Origin of the sequence: Micromonospora sp. Llam0, assembly GCF_003751085.1 — a bacterium.
In the GTDB taxonomy this organism is placed as follows: domain Bacteria; phylum Actinomycetota; class Actinomycetes; order Mycobacteriales; family Micromonosporaceae; genus Micromonospora_E.
Genome location: NZ_RJJY01000001.1, coordinates 2607083 through 2624071, shown reverse-complemented (window position 1 = coordinate 2624071; position 16989 = coordinate 2607083). Strand labels below are relative to the sequence as shown.

Genomic DNA, 16989 nt, shown 5'->3' with positions numbered 1-16989 from the left:
CCACGGTCGCCGTCACGTCGCGGCACCGATCAGTTCGAAGCCGGCGTCGTCCACCGCGGCCCGAAGGTCATCGAGCGGCACGGCGGCCGCGCTGGTGACGCTGATCGTGCCAGTTGGCAGGTCCACGCGGACGGAGCCGACTGTCGGCAACGCGCTGACCGTCTTCGTCACGGCCTGAACGCAGTGGTCGCAGTTCATACCGCGGACCTGGTACGACAGTTCCATTGATCCTCTACCTCGATTGTGAGAGAAGGGCAGGTGGAACAGGGGTGTTGAACGGACGACGTACGGGATCGCGGTCCGTTCTGAAACTACCCGGAATTCGTCGGCCACTCGTCCGGCCGGTTGCTCGGCTGCCCACGGATGATGGTACGGCACCGCTGCGGGATCGGTTCAGGGCACGGCCGCGTTTCCGGGCCGGATCTCCGCCGACTGCCGGCTGGCCCGACCCGGCACGTTCTATTCCGGACACGCAGTCGCGCCGTGACCACAAGTGCTGGTCACGGCGCGGGAAGCTGGGCGGGATACGCCCGGTGAAGGCGCCCGGATGTCCGCCGGCTAGGCCTTGGTCGCCTCGTCGAGAGAGCCTGCGCGGGCGAGCTCGACAATGTCACCGAGCTGGGCCGGACTGAGCCGGATGGTGCTTCCGAAGTCGTCGGAGATCACGATTCGCTGATCAATGGGAGCTGACGGGTCGATGTAGAGCTCCGGACAACCGCAACTGCAATTTCCACACAGGGTCAGGACGTGAACAAGTTCCTCGGCTGCCATTGCCGCCTCCAGATCGAGAGCCGTGCCGAACTGTTGACGTTAGCCGTGTCCTTCGCTTGTACAGACCGCGCACCGGACGTTCATCCATCATCCGCGACAATCGTTGATCGTGGGAACTAAACGGCCGTCCCGTCCGACTTAGACCGTGTGTCGTTTGGGGTTGTTGAAGTTCAAGGTCATTCGTTGGCGTGGTGTGGATGACGTGGAGAAGTACTGCCCCGACGCGTTGTGGCACCTCGCGCGGCCGTTGCTGCCGCCGCATCCGGAAAGGCACCAGGGCGGCGGCCGGCGGCGGACCGATGACCGGGCGATGCTCGCGGCGATCCTGTACGTGCTGGAGTCCGGGTGCTCGTGGCGCAAGCTGCCCGCCTCGTTCCCGGTGCACTGGCGTACCGCGCACCGCCGGTTCGCCGAATGGGTCGAGGCCGGGGTGATGTCCGCCCTGCACCGGGCGACGCTCGATGTCCTGGGCGCGGCCGGGCGGATCGACTGGTCGAGGGTGAGTGTCGACAGCATGCACGTGCGCGCGGTGAAAAGGGGGACCTGACCGGGCCGAGCCCGGTGGACCGGGGCAAGCCCGGCTCCAAGATCCACGCCGTCGGTGACCGTGGCGGGTTGCCGCTGCACGTGGGCGTCTCCGCCGCGAACCTCAACGACCATCGGATGCTCGAGGGCATGGTCGACGGCATCACACCGGTGCGTCAACCGGTCGGCCGGCCGCGTAGACGACCGGCCAAACTCCATGCCGACAAGGGCTACGACTACCCCGAATGCCGCGACCTGTTGCGCGAACGCGGCATCGTTCCGCGGATCGCACGCAAGGGCATCGAGTCGTCGAAGCGCCTGGGCCGGCACCGCTACGTCATCGAACGCTGCCTCGAGTGGATGACCCGGTTCCGGCGGCTGGTCCGCCGCTACGACCGCAAGGCTTCCCACTACCTCGGATTCCTCCACCTGGCATGCGCTCTGATCTGCTACCGCCGCGCCGACCGACTCAACCTGTTGACCAGCAACAACCCCTACTGACACACGGTCTTAATCAGGTTGCGTCCTCGGCCGGCGGTCGTGGCGGGATGTGCCGGCCCGGCAGCGGCGGTAGCGCGGTGGGTAACGGTCGCGCCGGTCGCGCCCGTTGCGCCAACGCGAGCAGCAGCGCCGCGACCGCGACCACCAACGCGGCGACTGCGACACCGAGCGCGGCACCTGACATCGCGCCGTCCGTCGAACGGCCTGAGCCCACCGGGCCGCCGTGGCCATGGCCGTCCACCACGGTCTCGTCGCCCGCGTCGACCGGCCACAGCGCCGGCGCCGGCCGAGCTTGCTCTGCTCCGTCCGACGTGGGCGGCTCGTCCCAGGAGACGACCTGCTGGTCGGAGTACGTCTGCCGGGTCGGGAACACGACCTGCTCGGTCTCGGGCACCGGCCCGAGCAGCACCACGAAGTCCTGGAACTGGTCGCCGTCGATCGCGGCTTCCGCCGACAGCGCCCGCCAGGTCACCGTCGTGACGGCTGGTTGTCCGGACCCACCTGCCGACGCCGCGGACGCCCGGGTCACCTCCGCCTGCCATCCTGGTGTCTCGCGTACCGCAGCGGTGCTGATCGGTGGATCAGTCGGTATCCGGACCGAGATCTCCACGGTAGTGGCGTCCGAGCGCTCGTTGGGCACCCGGAAGGTCAGCGGAACCGTCGCGCCACGGACCGCCTGCGACGGAACGACCGTGACATGCGCCGCAGCGTGGCCGGTGGGCAGCAGCACCGCAGTCGAGACGCTGAACAGCACAACCACCGCGAGTCGTAGCGACGACCGCCGCATCGACCTCGACCGCCGGACCCCGCTCATCGTCGTACCTCCGTCGCAGTCAGCGGCCGGGTGACGCTACCGCAGCCGGGTACCGATCGGCGGGACCACCACGTCGCGCCGCCTGTTCGTTCAGGCTGGGCTGGACTTGGACTCGTCGGCACCGGTCGCCACGCAGTTGGCACAGACTCCGGACAGCGCGACGTGGTAAGCGTCGAGCCGGAAGCCGATCTCGCGGTGTAGCCGGCTCGTGACCGTGTTGAATATCCGCTGGGGAAGATCGTAGATGACGCCGCAACGGCCGCACTGGCCGTGCGGGTGTGGCCCGGAACGGTCGACGAGGTGGTAGGTGGTCGCACCGTGCCCGACGTGGACGTGCTGAACCACGCCGAGGTCGCAGAGCGCGTCGAGGGTGCGGTAGACGCTAGCCCGGTGTACGGGTGAGTTCGAGACGGCGGCGACGACCTGCTCCGCCGTGAGGTGACCCGGCTCCCGGGCCAGTGCCTCGACGACCGTGCGGCGTGGTGTGGTCATCCGCTCGCCCCGAGAGTGCAGTGCGGCGGTTATCTCCGCGACGACATCACCGCGGTCGGTCGTCGTCACGCTGGGAGTCCTGGTCATCTGCCCATCATCGCCGAACGCCGCTCCCGGCGTCGCTGGCCTGCTGCCTTGGGACGGCGGACCCGGGCGGTCAGACCTCGATCGTCGCGGGCAGGTGGGTTGGGCATATTGTGACTGCATCGCAGTAAGGCGTCCGGAGGGATCGACGGTCGGGATGGACACTAGGTGGCGGGTTCCGTTGGTGGCCGTGGCGGTCGCCCTGACGGTGACGGCGTGTGGCGAGGCGACGCGGTCGCCGGCTTCGCCGTCCGGTGCGGTAGGTGAGGGCTACCCGGTGACGGTGCAGGAGTGTGGCGGCAAGGACGTTACGGTGGCGCAGCGGCCGGAGCGTGTGGTGCCGTTGAGCGCGACGATGCTGGAGCACCTGTTCTGGCTGGGAGTGCAGGACTCCGTCGTCGGGTCCGGGGAGTCGGTGCGGCCAGGGACGTTTCCGCCGCAGTTCCAGGCAGCCGGGGAGCAGGTGCGCAGCCTGACCGGCCCGTACGTGCCGGGCAGCTACGACCCGGTGAGCCGGGAGGTGCTGTTGGCGGAGCGGCCAGATCTGGTGATCAGCGACTTCACCTCGACCTTCGAGGCTGCCGGTGCGGCGTCCCAGGCGGATCTGGCGGAGCGGGGTGTGCCGTCGTACCTGGCGTTCTCGACCGACTGCGCCCCCGAGGCCGCCGCGCAGACCACATTCGACCTGGTCTACCGCGACCTGGAGAACGTTGGCCGGCTGATGGGTGCGCCGCAACGGGCGCAGGAGTTGGTCACCGACATGCGAGCCACGGTGGCTGACGTGCAGTCGACGGTGGCTGACGCGGACCGGCCGACGGTGTGGGCGTTCACGGTCGAGGAGGCACAGGAGACCAGCCCAGGATCAGCGTTGGGCAACCGGCACACGGTCAACGCGGTGATCGAGCTGGCCGGTGGGCGCAACGTCTTCGGCGACCTCGACGAAAGCTTCGCGGTGACCACCTGGGAGGAGATTCCCCGGCGCGATCCTGACGTGATCCTGCTGCTGAGCTACGGCTACGGCGGCGAGAAGGAGCGTCAGGAAGCCCTCGCCGCCGGTCGTCAGGCGCTGGCGACGAATCCGGCGACACGTTCGATGCGGGCCGTACGTGAGGAGCGATTTGCCACTTTGGACTACTGGCTGGTGGGAGCGGGCAGCGTACGCAACGCCGACGGGGTGGCCGAGCTGGCGCGTCAACTGCACCCGGATGCGTTCCGGTAGCGGCGAGGACCGGCGGTCCCGGTGACGTCGGCCGCGTCGCCGTCACCGATGGACACCGGTCCGGTCGGTACGGGCGTCGCTGCCGACCAGGCGGGCCCCGGGCCCGGCGTCGGCCGGGGTGTGGCGGCGTGTGCGGTGCTGGCTGTGGCGTTGGCCGTCGCGGGTCTGGCATCGGTCGGGTCGGGGCAGGTGCCGGTGCCGCTGGACACCGTGGCATCCGTGCTGGTGTACCGCCTCACCGGGTGGGGCGAGGTGAACTGGGACGCGACGGCGGAGGACATCGTGTTCAACCTCCGGTTGCCGCGCGTACTGCTGGCGATGATCGTGGGGGCGGCGCTCGCGGTCGCGGGCACCCTGGTCCAGGCCATCGCCCGCAACCCGTTGGCCGACCCGTACCTGCTGGGGGTCTCGCAGGGCGCGTCGGTGGGTGCGGTCGCCGTGATCGTGCTGGGCAGCGCGGCCTTCGGGGTGACCTCGACCTCCCTGGCTGCGGTGCTGGGCGCCGCCGTGGCGTTCGCGGTGGTGGCGGCGCTGGGCCGGGCGGCCGGCCCGGACAGCGTGACCCGTCTGCTGCTGGCGGGGGTAGCGGTCGGGTACGCCCTGCAGGCGGTGGTGAACTTTCTGCTGCTGCTGGCCGACAATCCGGCGAAGACGAGTTCGGCGCTGTTCTGGCTGGCCGGGTCGGTGGGGGCGGCGCGGTGGCCGATGCTGGCGCTGCCCGCCGCGGTGACCCTGGTCATCGCTGTCGTCGCGGTGCTGGCGGGGCAGCGGCTCGACGCGCTGCTGCTCGGTGATGAGACCGCGACCAGCCTTGGGGTGCGTCCGCAGGTGGCGCGGGGGGTGTTCGCCACGCTGGCGGCGGTCCTGACTGGAACGGTGGTGGCGGTGTCGGGGGCGATCGGGTTCGTGGGGCTGGTGGTGCCGCACGCCGTGCGGCTGGCGCTCGGCGCCGCCCACCGGCGCCTGTTGCCGGCGGCGGCGTTGGCGGGTGCGTTGTTCCTCGTCGTCGCTGACCTGTTGGCCCGCACGGTCCTGGCCCCTCGTGAGCTGCCGATCGGGGTGGTTACCGGGGTCGTGGGCGCCCCGGTGCTCGCGGCGTTGCTCGTGCGTCGACGTGGGCGGGCCGGGTGAGTGGGACGAGTGCGCTGCCGCTGCGCGTGACGGATCTGCGGGTGCACCTGGACGGGCGTACGGTCGTCAGCGGCGCGACGGTGCTGTGCCAGCCCGGCGAGGTGGTCGCGGTGGTCGGGCCGAACGGCAGTGGCAAGAGTTCGCTGCTGCGTGCGGTGTACCGGGCGCTGCGGCCGGTGGCCGGGGCGGTGCACGTCGGGGAGGCCGACGTCTGGCGGACGGGTGCGACTGCGGTGGCTCGGCTGCTGACCGCGTTGCCGCAGGAGCGGCCCACCGATGTGGACCTTACGGTGGTGGAGGTGGTGCGGTTGGGTCGGCTGCCGCACCAGAGCCGGCCAGCGGAGGGCGATGCTGCGGTGCGCGAGGCGATGGCGTCGGCCCGGGTGGAGCATCTGGCGGGCCGCCGGTTCTCGCACCTGTCCGGCGGCGAGCGGCAGCGGGTGCTGCTGGCGCGGGTGCTAGCGCAGCGGACGGGAGTGCTGGTGCTGGACGAGCCGACCAACCATCTGGACGTCGCGCACCAGTTGCAGACCCTGCGGCTGGTGCGCTCGCGGGGAGTGACCACCCTGGCCGCACTGCACGACCTCAACCTGGCCGCGGCCTACGCCGACCGCATCGTCCTGCTGGACCGTGGCAGCGTCGTCGCCGTCGGACCTGCGGAGGAGGTGCTACGGCCGGAGCTGGTGGCCCGGGTGTTCGGGGTGCGATCGCGGTTGACCACCCATCCGGTGACCGGCCGGGCACACCTGTTCCTGTGGGACTCAGAAGGGGACGCGTCGGCATGAGCGCGCAGGCGGGCAGCGTGGGTGCCTCGGCCAACGTCGGTCCGGGCGCTGACGCCGGCGGCGCAGGTGCGGTGTCGTTGTGGCGTGGTGTCGGCCTGATGCTCGGCTTCGCCCGGCCCGGCAGACGGCGACTGGCCGGTGCGGTGGCGCTCACGGTGGTGGCCACGGCCGGGGAGGTCGCTGTCTACCTCGTGCTCGCGCACGTCGGCGGACTGCTGCTCGGCGGCGCCGCGACCGGCGCCGACATCGTGCGCTGGACGGCGTTGGCGTTGGTGATCTCGGTAGCGCGGTCGGCGCTGTGGGCGTGGGGTTTGGCGGTCAGCCACGACGTCGCGTTCGACGTGCTGTCGGTGCGGCTGCGCGGCCGCCTGGTCGACCGGCTGCACCAGGTGCCGCTCGGCCGGGTCACCGGGCCGCGCGCCGGACAGATGCGGGCTCTGCTCACCGACGACGTGGAGGAGCTGGAGGTCTTCGTCGCGCATGGAGTGCCCGAAACGGTCTCGGCGGCGGTGGTGTGGGTAGCGGTGACCGTGTGGCTGGTCACCGTGGATCCGCTGCTGGCGCTGGCCGCGGTCGCGGTGGTGATGCTGGCGTTCGTCGCGCTGACGCGTGCGCTGCGTGGCGCCGACGTGATGCAGGCACGCACCCACGCCGCCTGGTCGGCGTGGAGCGGTGCCGTGCTGGAGGTGCTGCGTGGTCTGCCGGTGCTGCATCTGCTGCCCGGTGCGGCCAGCCGTGGGCCGGTGGGTCGGTCGTGTGACTGCGCCGAGGCGTACGCGGCCGGTGAGCGTGACTGGGCTGCGGCGTTCCTGCCGGCGGGAACGGCGTTCGCGGTGCTGCTCGCCGCCCCGCTGGCGGTCCTGCTGCCGCTGGGACTGTGGCGGCTGGACGCCGGCGCGGTAACACCCGCGCAGCTGATCGTCGTCCTGGTCGTCGGCGGTGGGTACAGCGCGCCGTTGCTGCGGTTCTACCACCATTCGATGCGCCTCGCACTGCTCACCAGCGCCGCGAACGGGCTGCAGGAACTGCTCGATGTCCCGAGCCTGCCGCCGCCCCGCCCAACGACAATCGTCGGAGCCGGCGAGGGCACGGCAGCCGACACCAGTGGGGGTGTCGGGCGTGGCCTCCTGGAGTTGCGTGACGTGACGTTCAGCTACCCCGGCACGAGCCGGCCGGCCGTCGACGACGTTACGCTGACCTGTGCGCCGGGTTCCCTGACCGCGTTGGTGGGCGCGTCGGGTGCGGGCAAGACGACGCTGGTGCGGCTGGTGGGACGGTTCTTCGACCCGCAGGCGGGCGCGGTGCTCGTCGACGGCGTCGATGTACGCGACCTTCCAGCCCACCGACTGCGGCAGCTGGTGACATTCGTCTTCCAGGACGTCTTTCTCTTCGACGACACCGTCGCCGCGAACCTGCGGGTCGGACGTCCGGACGCGACGGTGGACCAGATGTGGGACGCGCTGCGGGCCGCCAGACTCGATGAGGTCGTCGCCCGGCTTCCGGACGGCCTGGACACGCCGCTGGGCCAGCGCGGATCCCGACTGTCCGCAGGGGAGCGGCAGCGGATGGCGATCGCCCGGGCGGTGCTACACGACGCGCCGGTGGTCATCCTGGATGAGGCGACCGCGCACGTGGACCCGGACAATGCGACCCTGGTGCAGGACGCGCTGACCAACCTCGCCGTCGGACGCACCCTTCTGGTGGTCGCGCACCGGCTGAAGACGGTGGCCGGAGCCGACACGATCGCCGTGCTCGACGGCGGCCGGCTGGTCGAGCAGGGCCGGCACGCCGACCTGGTGGCAGCCGGTGGCCGGTACGCCAGGTTGTGGCAGTCGTGACGGCGCCCCGGCTGCACGCGGTCGCCCGCGACGCCCTGTTCCTGGCCGGGCCGGCCCGACCACGTCTGATCGCCGGCCTGGCGTTGCGCGCGCTGGAGGGTGCGCTCGCGTGCGGGCCGGCGGTCCTGGCGGTTCTGGCCGTGGTCGATCTGTCCTCAGGTGTTCTTGACGGTGCCCGGATCGTCGGCTACGCCGCCGGCTGTCTGCTGCTGGTGGCCCTGCAGTCGGCGACCGCGTTCGCGGCTGCCAAGGTGACGTGGGCCGCGTGCTACGACACGGGTGCCTGGCTGCGTGCCGCCGGGGTGCGTGGGCTCGTCGGGCCGTGGCCTGGCCAACGTGGACTGCTCGCCGGCGACGACGCCGGCACCGTGCTCGGCAGTGACACCCGGGTGGTGGAGAACTATCTGGGTTGGACACTGCCGGAACTGGTGCGCCTGACCGCGACGCCGGTCACCGCCCTCGTCGCGCTGTTCGTCGTGGAAACGGTGGTGGCCGCTTCGCTGGTGGTGGTCCTGGCCGCCGGGGTGCCCGTCTACCGGTGGGCGCAGGCCCGCTACGCCCGCTTCGCCACCGAGCACCGGGACAGCCGCGCGGACCTGGACAAGGCGGTGGTCGAACACGTCGACGGCATCGAGGTCATCCGCGCCTTCGGGCTGGTCGAGCAGCGCGGCAACGCCCTGAGCCGGGCGGTGGTCGCCTACCGCGCCGTCAACACCCGCATCCTGCGCCGAGTCGTCCCCGCGTACGCCGCCTTCGTCCTGCTGGTGGACCTCCTGGTCGTCGCGGCCATGACCGGGGCGGCCGTGGTGGCCGTCGCGGGCGCCCCGGGTGCCGACGGCGCCCGGGTGGCTGCGGCGCTGGTGCTCGCCCTGCGGGTCGCCCAGCCGATCGGGGAGCTGGCGGGTCGGCTCGACAGTCTGCCGCGTACAGCCGCCTCGGTGGCGTGGGTCCGGCGCTTCCACGACGAGCACATCGCCGTACCGGGTCCGCCGCTGCCTGATCAGTCCACCGAGGCAACAGAGCCGACCCCGGAGGAGGCGGCGGCGGTGGCAGCGGACGGAGGGCTGACTGTCGACGGCGTCAGCTTCTCCTACGGCGACGGTCGGCCGCCGGCACTCCACGATGTGTCGTTGACGTGCCCGACCGGGACGCTGACCGTGGTGGTCGGCCCGTCCGGCGCGGGCAAGACGTCGCTGCTGCACCTGGCCGCCCGGCTGTGGCGCCCCACCCTGGGGCAGGTGCGCACGCCAGCGACGGTCGCGTTCGTGCCGCAGCGTCCGTCGCTGTTCTCCGGTTCGGTGCTGGACAACATCCTCGCCGGGCGCCCGGACGCCACGTTCGTACAGGTGGAGGCCGCTGTCCGGGCTGCGGCCTGCCAGCACATCGTCGCCGACCTGCCCGGCGGCTACGACGCCGAAGTGGGTGAGCTGGGCAACCGGCTGTCCGGAGGCGAACGGCAGCGGGTGGCCCTGGCCCGGGCGTTGCTGAGCGACGCCGCGTTACTGCTGCTCGACGAGCCCGTCGCGGCGTTGGACACCGGCCACGAGCAGCAGGTCATCGACACGCTGACCCGGCTGCGTGACGCCGGGACGACCGTGGTCGTCGTTACCCACCGCCTGGCGATCGCGTCGCGTGCCGACCATGTCGTGGTCGTGACGGATGGCCGGGTCACCGGCACCGGCACACACGATCAGGTGCTGGGTACCAGCGCGACGTACCGTGCGTTGTGGACCGCACACGACCGCGCCGGACGCTGGCGTCTGTCGAAGCGGGGCTGACCCGCCACCTGGTCGTTCGGGCGGTGCACCCGTCCGACCCCGTCGACGTGGACCGTTGCCGTTGCCGTTGCCGTTGCCGTTGCTGGCGCTCAGCGACCTGCGGGCTGCAGCGCCCGCCGGCCGAGTAGCGCCACCGCCGCGGCGCTCGCCCCGCACAGCGCGGCCGCGTGTAGCACGGTCGTCGCTCCGTACGCCTGCACCAGCCAGCCGGCACCCATCGTGGCGATCGACGAACCGAGCACCGCGGCGGTGGTCAGCCACGCGAACGACTCGGTGCGTCGCGCCGGGTCGGTCACCTGCGTCAGCACGGTCTGGATGACGATCCCGGCCGGTGCGATGCACAGCCCGGACAACACGAGTGCGGCGCCGATCGCCGGCCACGACGTCGGCAGCGTGATCGTGGCCGTGCCGACCGCGCCGACCGCGAGCAGGGCCACCAGTTGCCGAGGTGCCGGTCCCGGCCAGTCGCGTGCCGCCCAGGCCAGCGCGCCGAGGACACTCGCCGCCGCCCACACCGCCAGCAGCACGCCGGCCGCCCAGCCGGCACCGCGTTCGCCGGCGGTCGCCAGGACCCCGACCTCAACGCACGCGAATCCCGCGAACAGCAGGATCTGCGCCGTGGTGAGGACCCGCAGCCCGGGCACCGCCAGCGCGGCCCACCGGGTGCCCGGAGGCGGTGCGGCGGCAGGGGCGTGGCGGACGGCGGTCGCGGTGACCAGCCACCAGGTGCCGGCGGCGGTCATCGCCGCGCCGGCCAGCATCGCCACCGGCGGGCCGCCCACGACACCAACGACCGCGACGAGCAACGGCCCGGCGATGAACACGGCTTCCCCGACGACGGCCTCCACGGCCAGCGCCGTGCGTAGCGCCGCCTCGTCGCCGCCGAACCGGCGCGACCAGTGGGCACGGACGACGGCGGCGACCGGCGGCTGGGTCAACCCTGCCAGGGCAGCCAACGCAACGGCTGCGGATATCGTCGCACCCGACGTCGCTGCCGGTGACATCCCACGGACGAGAAGCACCAGCGCCACCAGGGCCACCGCGTGCACCCCGGCCAGCACGGCGAGCACGGCGACCGCTCCCCGTCGGTCGGCGAGCCGGCCGGCGATCGGGGCACCTACCCCGGTCGCCGCCCAATATCCGGCCGTCGCGGTGCCCGCGATCGCGTACGAGCCGGTGCCCTCGCTCAGCAGCAGCAGGAGCGCGATGGAGTACATGCCGACCGGCAGGCGCGCCACGAACGCCGGGGCCATGACCGGCAGGACCTGCACCGCGACCCGCCACCGCCGCACCGCCGGCACAGCTCGTTCGGACCCCGGCCCGGGCGGCGGTGCGGCCTCGGACGTCGCAGCCACAGTGTCCGGCTCCACCCGAGCGCTCCCATCAGCATTGACGAATGGACGCTACGACCATAGCGTTGAATCCGTTGTGGCGACATCGTCGCAACAAGTCACCCGATCCGGAGGGTGATGGCTCTCCGGCCGAGCAGCGGAGGTTCGCATGGGCGACGCGGTCACGTTCGAAGCAGTAGAGGACGAGGCGATCACGTTCGAGGCGGTCGAGGACCAGGAGGTCATCCCGGCCCTGCACAAGCACAACTCGCTGCTGCACACGCCGTTCGAGTGGGCGGAGCCCACGGACGCCTGACGGCGACATGGCAGGACACTCCTCGCAGGTGGGGACCCACTCCGGGTTCCCACCTGCGGTTTCCTCTACCCAGGATGCCGCGCAACCCAACAGCGACAACGATGGTGACGGCAGCGGTGACCTGACCGGGGTGTGGCGACTCGCGCCGGGACGGGAACTCTACCCTGGCCCGGACGGTGTGTGGCGCTGCGCCGGCCCCGGCGACCAGTTCACCCGGCTGCGCGGGTACGACGACTTCGACGGGCTGGGGCCGCTGCTGCGCGCCGGCGGGCACACCCGCAATGATCTGCTGCGTAGGCTGCCGCAGGCGGGCCCGGTGCTCGACGCCCTGCGCCGGGCCGGCGTGGTGACCGTGTCCCCGTCGGACGCGACATCCGTCGCCGCGGTCCGCGGGGTCGTACACCTCGACGGCGGTGGCTACCCAGCCGACGCCCTCGCCGGCATTCTCGGCGAGCACCCGGGCGTCCACCTGCGACACGGGCCGGTGGACGAGGCCGCCGTCGCGTCGGCCGACGTGGTCGTGTCCATCGCCGCGCGCCTGCCCGACCGACGCTGGCTGCTGGTGGACGACTGGTGCGCTGCGCACGGCACCGCCCGCCACCTGGTCCTGGTCGAAGGGGACCGATTCGTGATCGGCCCGTTCGGCGTCCCCGGAGTCTCCGCAGGCTACCGCGACCTACGGGGACGGCGCCTGGCCGCCGGCGCGGCGGACGAGCTGCGGGCGCTGTGGGCGCACCTGGAGGCCAGCGACGATGGCCGTGACGACTGGTGGCCGTCGGGGCCTGAGGTTGCGGTCGCGGCCGGTCACGCTGCCCGCGACGTACTGGCGCATCTGCGGGGCGAACCCGCGCCCGGCCGTCACCACCAGATCGAGTGCGTGCCCGGCGAGCCGGTGCCGTTGGCCCATCCGGTCCTACCGCTGCCGCCGACCGCGGCGGCCCCGTGACCCGCCGCGTGCTCGGCGGGGTACGCGTCCCGGTGCCCGGCCGACCGGCAGCACAGCGACTGACCGCCGACGTCTACCTCCCCCCCGACAGCGCCGACAGCACCGACAGCCCGAGTAGCCCTGCCGGCTTTCCCGCCGTCGCTGCGGGGAACGACCCCGCAGGTCACCCCGTGCTGCTGGTCCGCACGGCCTACGGCCGCTCCCGGATGACCGACGAGGCGTTGGCGTGGAGCAGCCGGGGCGTCACGACCGTCGTGCAGGATGTGCGTGGCCGCTACGACAGCGACGGCGACTGGCAGCCCTACCGCCATGAGGCCGCCGACGGCGCGGCGACCGTCGACTGGCTGGCGGATCAGCCGTGGGCCGCCGGTCGACCGGTGGTCACCTACGGGGCCTCGTACTCGGCGTTCTGCGCCTGGGCGGCGGCCGTCAGCCGGCCGGGCGTGGTGCGCGCGGTGCTGAGCGTGGCCCCTAGCCTGGGGCTGCGGTCGGCCAAGTTCGAGCCCAGCGGCATCCTGCGGCTCGCCGAACACGCCGGCTGGTGGTTCCTGCACGGCGAGGGCCGCACTAGCCGGGTGCAGCTCACCGAACGGATGCTCGCCGCCGAGCCGGACCTGCTGCGCCGACTGCCGGTCGCCGAGATCGGCGACCACGCCTGGCCCCGGACCCGGCGCTGGCGCGAGGTGCTGTGCCCCGACTCCGCCGCCGTCCGCGCGGGCGAACTGTCCGACGTCGATCTGGCCGGGCTGGACCTGCCGACGTTGCACGTCGGCGGATGGTACGACCTGTTCCTCCCAGAGACGGTACGGCTGTGGCAGCTGGTCGGCGCCGCCGTCGCGCCTCGTCCCCATCGCACCATGGTGCTCGGCCCGTGGGATCACGGTTTCGGTCTGTCCGGTGCCACCCGCGTCGGAGCGCGCGAGCACGGCCCGCACGCGCGGCGACTGCTGGGCCCGCTGCTGGCCGACTGGCTGGCCGCCACCGGCCTGCACGCCCCGGACCGTCGTCAGGATCAGGTGACCTACTTCCTGCCCGGCGTCGACCGGTGGCGTGCGGCGCCGACCTGGCCGCCCGGCCCGACCACGGCCACGACCTGGTACGCCGCTGGCGACGGCGGGTTGACGCGCCGCCCCGGCGGCCGCGCGGGGAAGACCGGCTACCTCGACGACCCGGCCGATCCGTTTCCGTCACGCGCCCCCGGGACTGACCGCCGGGATCTGCTGGACCGGACCGACACCGTGCACTACGACAGCGGCCCGCTGCCGGCACCGCTGACCCTGACCGGCGACCCAGTGGCGGTGCTGCACGTCGACACCGACGCAGACGACACCGACTGGGTGGTACGCCTGCTGGAACGACGGGTCGACGGAGCAGTGCTGTCGCTGGCCCACGGCAGCGCCCGGCACCGGCCCACCGCCGCAGACGGTGGCATCGAGGTCCAGCTCACCCCAGTGGCGGCGCGGGTCCGCGCCGGCTCAGCCCTGCTGCTGCAGATCAGTAGCAGCGACTTTCCCGACCTCGCCCGGAGCCTCAACCGTGCGGAGGACCGCACTCGCGCCACGACGTGGACCGTCGGCCGGCAGCGCGTCCACCACGGCGGTGACCAGCCGACCCGGGTCGTCCTGCCGGTGCTCGACGAGGCAGGTGCGCGATGAACGGGCCGGCTGCTCTGCTCGTCGACGAACGCACCGGCCTCGTCCGGCGGGTGGTGCCTGACGCCCGCCGCGACGGCTTTCCCCGCTCGTACACGGCCGCGACCGCGCAGGTCGCCGGCACCGGGCAGTTCGCCAACTGGCGGGCGGACCCGACCGGGCACGGCTCGGCGTTCGACGATCCGGAGGGGGCCCGGGCAGCCGCGCTCGGCGAAGCCGTCGAACGCTACTGTGGCAACGCGCCGCCCTCCGGGGTCCGCGTTGCCACCTTCGACCAACTGGAGGCCGGCGGCGTCGCCGTACTCGACCCGCAGGCGGTGCCGCTCTACTCCATCGCGCAGTACGCCGCACCGGGCTTCCCGTTCGTCCCCATGACCCGGGACCTGCCGATGCGCTGGGTGCCGGCCCGTCCGCTCGACCGGCCCAGCCGCTCAGCCACCACCGACACCAGCGGCGACACCCTGTTCGTCCCGGCGTCACTGGTCGTGCTGAACCCCGGCCACGACGGCCTGCCCGCGACCAACCTGCAGATGTACGCCGGCATCGCCGCCGCGACCACACCGGCTGACGCCCGCCACCGGGCCATGCTGGAAGTGGTGGAGCGCGACGCGCTGACGGTCTGGTGGCTCGGCGGCGGGCCCACCGTCGCCCTCGACGGCGTGGACGCGCAGGTCGAGGCGCTACTAGCAGCCCGGCCCGCACGGCATGGACTGCCGGAGTCGCTGACGGCGACGGTGCTGGCCGTCCCGAACCGGCTCGGGCTGCCGGTCGTCGCCGCCCTGGTGGACAACCCACGCGACGGCACCAGCGCGTTGGGCGCCGCCTGCCGCACCGACACCACGGCCGCGCTGCGCAAGGCGCTGCTGGAGGCACTCGACGGCCTCGCCGTCGCCGCCGAGCTCCTCGACCCGACGTCAGCGCTGTGGCGGGCCGTGGCCGGCGGGGCAGCCTATGCCCACCCGTACCGGCCGTTTCGCGCCGACCGCGGCTACGGAGCCGACTACCGCACCGACCTGCGCGATGTCCACGACCTCGCCTGCCACACCCAGCTCTACCTCGACCCGTCCGTGCGACAACGCCTGCTGCCACGCCTACGCCGGCCACAGGGCCGGGTGAGCGCCGCCGACCTCGACGCCGCCGCCCACACCACCGGCGGCCCGCTGCAAGCGCTGCTGGCCGCCGGGCTGCAACCCCTGTGGGCAGACCTCTCCACCCCGGACGTACGGCTCGCCGGACTGCACGTTGCCCGCGTCGTCGTACCCGGCCTCGCCGCGTACGCACCCGCAGCCTTCCCCCTGCTCGGCGTGCCACGGCTCTACACCGAGCCGGTCAGCCTGGGTTGGACGTCCACACCACCACGCGAGGAGGACCTGGTGCTCGACCCCCTTCCGTACTCGTGACCGGCCAGCGCACAGCGGTCCCCGGCGGGCTCGTCGACCCGCGCACCGGCGTCATCCGCCGCGTCGAGCCCTACCCACGCCACCCACACCTGCCCGCCGCGCTGCACCTGGTCCGTTCCGTCATCAGCGACACGACCGCCTTCTGCGAATGGCGCAGCGACCCGTCCGGAATGGGCGCCGCGTTGTGGGACCCGACAGCGGCCGAGGGCGCCGCCATCGGCGAGGCGGTGGAACGCTACTGCGGCAACCTCGTCCCGCCCGACCTGCCCGTCGCGACCTGGACGCAGCTGACCACCGTCGGTGATGAGGCGGTGGACCCGAAGACCCTACCGCTGTACAGCACCGACCAGTACGCCGCCGACGGCTTCCCCTTCGTCCCGTTCACCCGGGACACCCCGGCCGAGTGGGTCCGTGGGCACCGACTCCCTACCGGCGAACCGGTCTGGGTGCCAGCAGCCCTGGTCTGGACCAGCTACCGGTACCGCCACCTGCCCCCGATCACCGCCACCGCGTACGCCGGGATCGGCGCCGGCACGACGACGGACGCAGCGCTCGCCAGCGCCCTGGCCGAACTCGTCGAACGTGACGCGATGACACTGACCTGGACGGCGAGGCTGGCGGGGACACGCCTGCCGACGCCGGCGTGGTTGCAGGCACCAGCGGCGGGAGCGACCGGTGCCCTACGGACCCGGCTCTGCCGGTTCCCCAGCGAACTCGGGCTCCCGGTGCTCGGCGCGCTCGTGCACGACACCGTCGACGACTACGTCACCCTGGGCACCGCCTGCCACCCCGACACCGATGCGGCCGCAGCCAAGGCACTCGCCGAAGCCCTGCATGTACAGATGGTCATGCGGGACCTCGACGACCCCCACGGCGCCTTCGCCGCGGTGGCCGCCGCACCCGGCAGCCCGCTCAAGCCCTGGCGCGCCGACCGCGCCTACCTGCGCGACTACCGCGCCGACTGGCACGACGCCACCGACCCCGGATGCCACCTGCAGGCATACCTGGACCCGGAGCTGGCACACGGGCTGGTCGACGCCGTCAACAGCTGGCCCCCGACCGACACACCGACCCTGCCCGCCCGGTCCGCCGAGCCTGCCCCGCCGTCGCCACCCGCCGCGCCCACCGAGCCCGCCCGGGCCGACCCGAGCGCGACGCAGCGCGTCCGCCTCCTGGTCGACCAGGTCCGGGCCAACGGATTCGACGCCGTCGCCGTCGACGTGACCACACCAGACGTACGCTGGGCCGGGCTCCACGTCGTACGCGCAGTCGTGCCCGGTCTGTACAGCAACGCGGCAGCGGCGTTTCCGCTGCTCGGCGGCGCTCGCCTGCCACGACTGCTGCAGGGTCCCGGCCAGCTGCGGCTGACCCCGCTGCCGCACTGAGGCGTGACAAGCATGCGCGAA

The 16989-nt window shown here is 72.6% G+C and carries 16 protein-coding genes; 11 read left to right on the top strand and 5 right to left on the bottom strand.

Going from position 1 to position 16989, the window contains the following annotated elements; all coding sequences use genetic code 11:
• Positions 1-12: 12 nt before the first annotated feature.
• Positions 13-225, bottom strand: coding sequence for a heavy-metal-associated domain-containing protein (locus tag EDC02_RS11705; protein WP_123601971.1), 213 nt, complete (start codon positions 223-225; stop codon positions 13-15).
• A gap of 333 nt (positions 226-558) precedes the next feature.
• Positions 559-771, bottom strand: coding sequence for a hypothetical protein (locus tag EDC02_RS11700; protein WP_123601970.1), 213 nt, complete (start codon positions 769-771; stop codon positions 559-561).
• A 202-nt stretch (positions 772-973) separates the two neighbouring features.
• Here EDC02_RS11700 and EDC02_RS11690 point away from each other — a divergent pair.
• Positions 974-1797, top strand: a protein-coding gene (locus EDC02_RS11690; RefSeq protein ID WP_123604715.1) for an IS5 family transposase whose coding sequence is annotated in 2 segments (ribosomal slippage) — positions 974-1313 and positions 1313-1797 — 825 coding nt in all. Because the reading frame shifts where the segments join, the coding sequence is not laid out codon by codon here.
• Between the two features lie 13 nt (positions 1798-1810).
• On the opposite strand, the gene EDC02_RS11685 is transcribed toward EDC02_RS11690, so the two are convergent.
• Together EDC02_RS11685 and EDC02_RS11680 are read right to left on the bottom strand one after the other, a co-directional pair.
• Entirely contained in the window at positions 1811-2611 is an 801-nt protein-coding gene (locus EDC02_RS11685) for a YcnI family protein (RefSeq protein WP_123601969.1), read from the bottom strand.
• A gap of 90 nt (positions 2612-2701) precedes the next feature.
• On the bottom strand, positions 2702-3190 hold the full coding sequence (locus tag EDC02_RS11680; protein ID WP_158632157.1) for a Fur family transcriptional regulator: 489 nt from the start codon (positions 3188-3190) through the stop codon (positions 2702-2704).
• Between the two features lie 154 nt (positions 3191-3344).
• On the opposite strand from EDC02_RS11680, the gene EDC02_RS11675 reads away from it, so the two are divergent.
• The 5 genes from EDC02_RS11675 to EDC02_RS11655 are packed head-to-tail and all read left to right on the top strand — an operon-like array spanning position 3345 to position 9938.
• Entirely contained in the window at positions 3345-4406 is a 1062-nt protein-coding gene (locus EDC02_RS11675; protein WP_123601967.1) for an ABC transporter substrate-binding protein, read from the top strand.
• A 21-nt stretch (positions 4407-4427) separates the two neighbouring features.
• Entirely contained in the window at positions 4428-5537 is a 1110-nt protein-coding gene (locus tag EDC02_RS11670) for an iron ABC transporter permease (RefSeq protein ID WP_199757595.1), read from the top strand.
• A complete protein-coding gene (locus EDC02_RS11665; protein WP_233605873.1) occupies positions 5534-6322 on the top strand; it encodes an ABC transporter ATP-binding protein in 789 nt (262 codons plus the stop codon). The genes EDC02_RS11670 and EDC02_RS11665 overlap by 4 nt, the downstream gene beginning before the upstream one ends.
• On the top strand, positions 6319-8160 hold the full coding sequence (locus EDC02_RS11660) for an ABC transporter ATP-binding protein (RefSeq protein ID WP_123601965.1): 1842 nt from the start codon (positions 6319-6321) through the stop codon (positions 8158-8160). The genes EDC02_RS11665 and EDC02_RS11660 overlap by 4 nt, the downstream gene beginning before the upstream one ends.
• Positions 8157-9938, top strand: coding sequence for an ABC transporter ATP-binding protein (locus tag EDC02_RS11655; RefSeq protein ID WP_158632156.1), 1782 nt, complete (start codon positions 8157-8159; stop codon positions 9936-9938). The genes EDC02_RS11660 and EDC02_RS11655 overlap by 4 nt, the downstream gene beginning before the upstream one ends.
• A gap of 89 nt (positions 9939-10027) precedes the next feature.
• Here the strand turns inward: EDC02_RS11655 and EDC02_RS11650 are convergent, their stop codons facing one another.
• Positions 10028-11293 carry an MFS transporter gene (locus EDC02_RS11650; protein WP_148083429.1) on the bottom strand — a complete coding sequence of 422 codons (1266 nt, stop codon included), beginning with the start codon at positions 11291-11293 and terminating at the stop codon, positions 10028-10030.
• A gap of 145 nt (positions 11294-11438) precedes the next feature.
• On the opposite strand from EDC02_RS11650, the gene EDC02_RS40195 reads away from it, so the two are divergent.
• The 5 genes from EDC02_RS40195 to EDC02_RS11630 are packed head-to-tail and all read left to right on the top strand — an operon-like array spanning position 11439 to position 16968.
• On the top strand, positions 11439-11585 hold the full coding sequence (locus EDC02_RS40195; RefSeq protein WP_158632155.1) for a hypothetical protein: 147 nt from the start codon (positions 11439-11441) through the stop codon (positions 11583-11585).
• 28 nt (positions 11586-11613) lie between these two features.
• Positions 11614-12531: a hypothetical protein gene (locus EDC02_RS11645; RefSeq protein WP_148083428.1), complete on the top strand. Its 918-nt coding sequence runs from the start codon at positions 11614-11616 to the stop codon at positions 12529-12531.
• A complete protein-coding gene (locus EDC02_RS11640; RefSeq protein WP_158632154.1) occupies positions 12528-14186 on the top strand; it encodes a CocE/NonD family hydrolase in 1659 nt (552 codons plus the stop codon). Before EDC02_RS11645 ends, EDC02_RS11640 begins: the two co-directional genes overlap by 4 nt.
• Positions 14183-15583: a YcaO-like family protein gene (locus EDC02_RS11635; RefSeq protein ID WP_123601960.1), complete on the top strand. Its 1401-nt coding sequence runs from the start codon at positions 14183-14185 to the stop codon at positions 15581-15583. Before EDC02_RS11640 ends, EDC02_RS11635 begins: the two co-directional genes overlap by 4 nt.
• Positions 15580-16968: a YcaO-like family protein gene (locus EDC02_RS11630; RefSeq protein ID WP_123601959.1), complete on the top strand. Its 1389-nt coding sequence runs from the start codon at positions 15580-15582 to the stop codon at positions 16966-16968. Before EDC02_RS11635 ends, EDC02_RS11630 begins: the two co-directional genes overlap by 4 nt.
• The last annotated feature ends 21 nt before the right edge of the window (positions 16969-16989 follow it).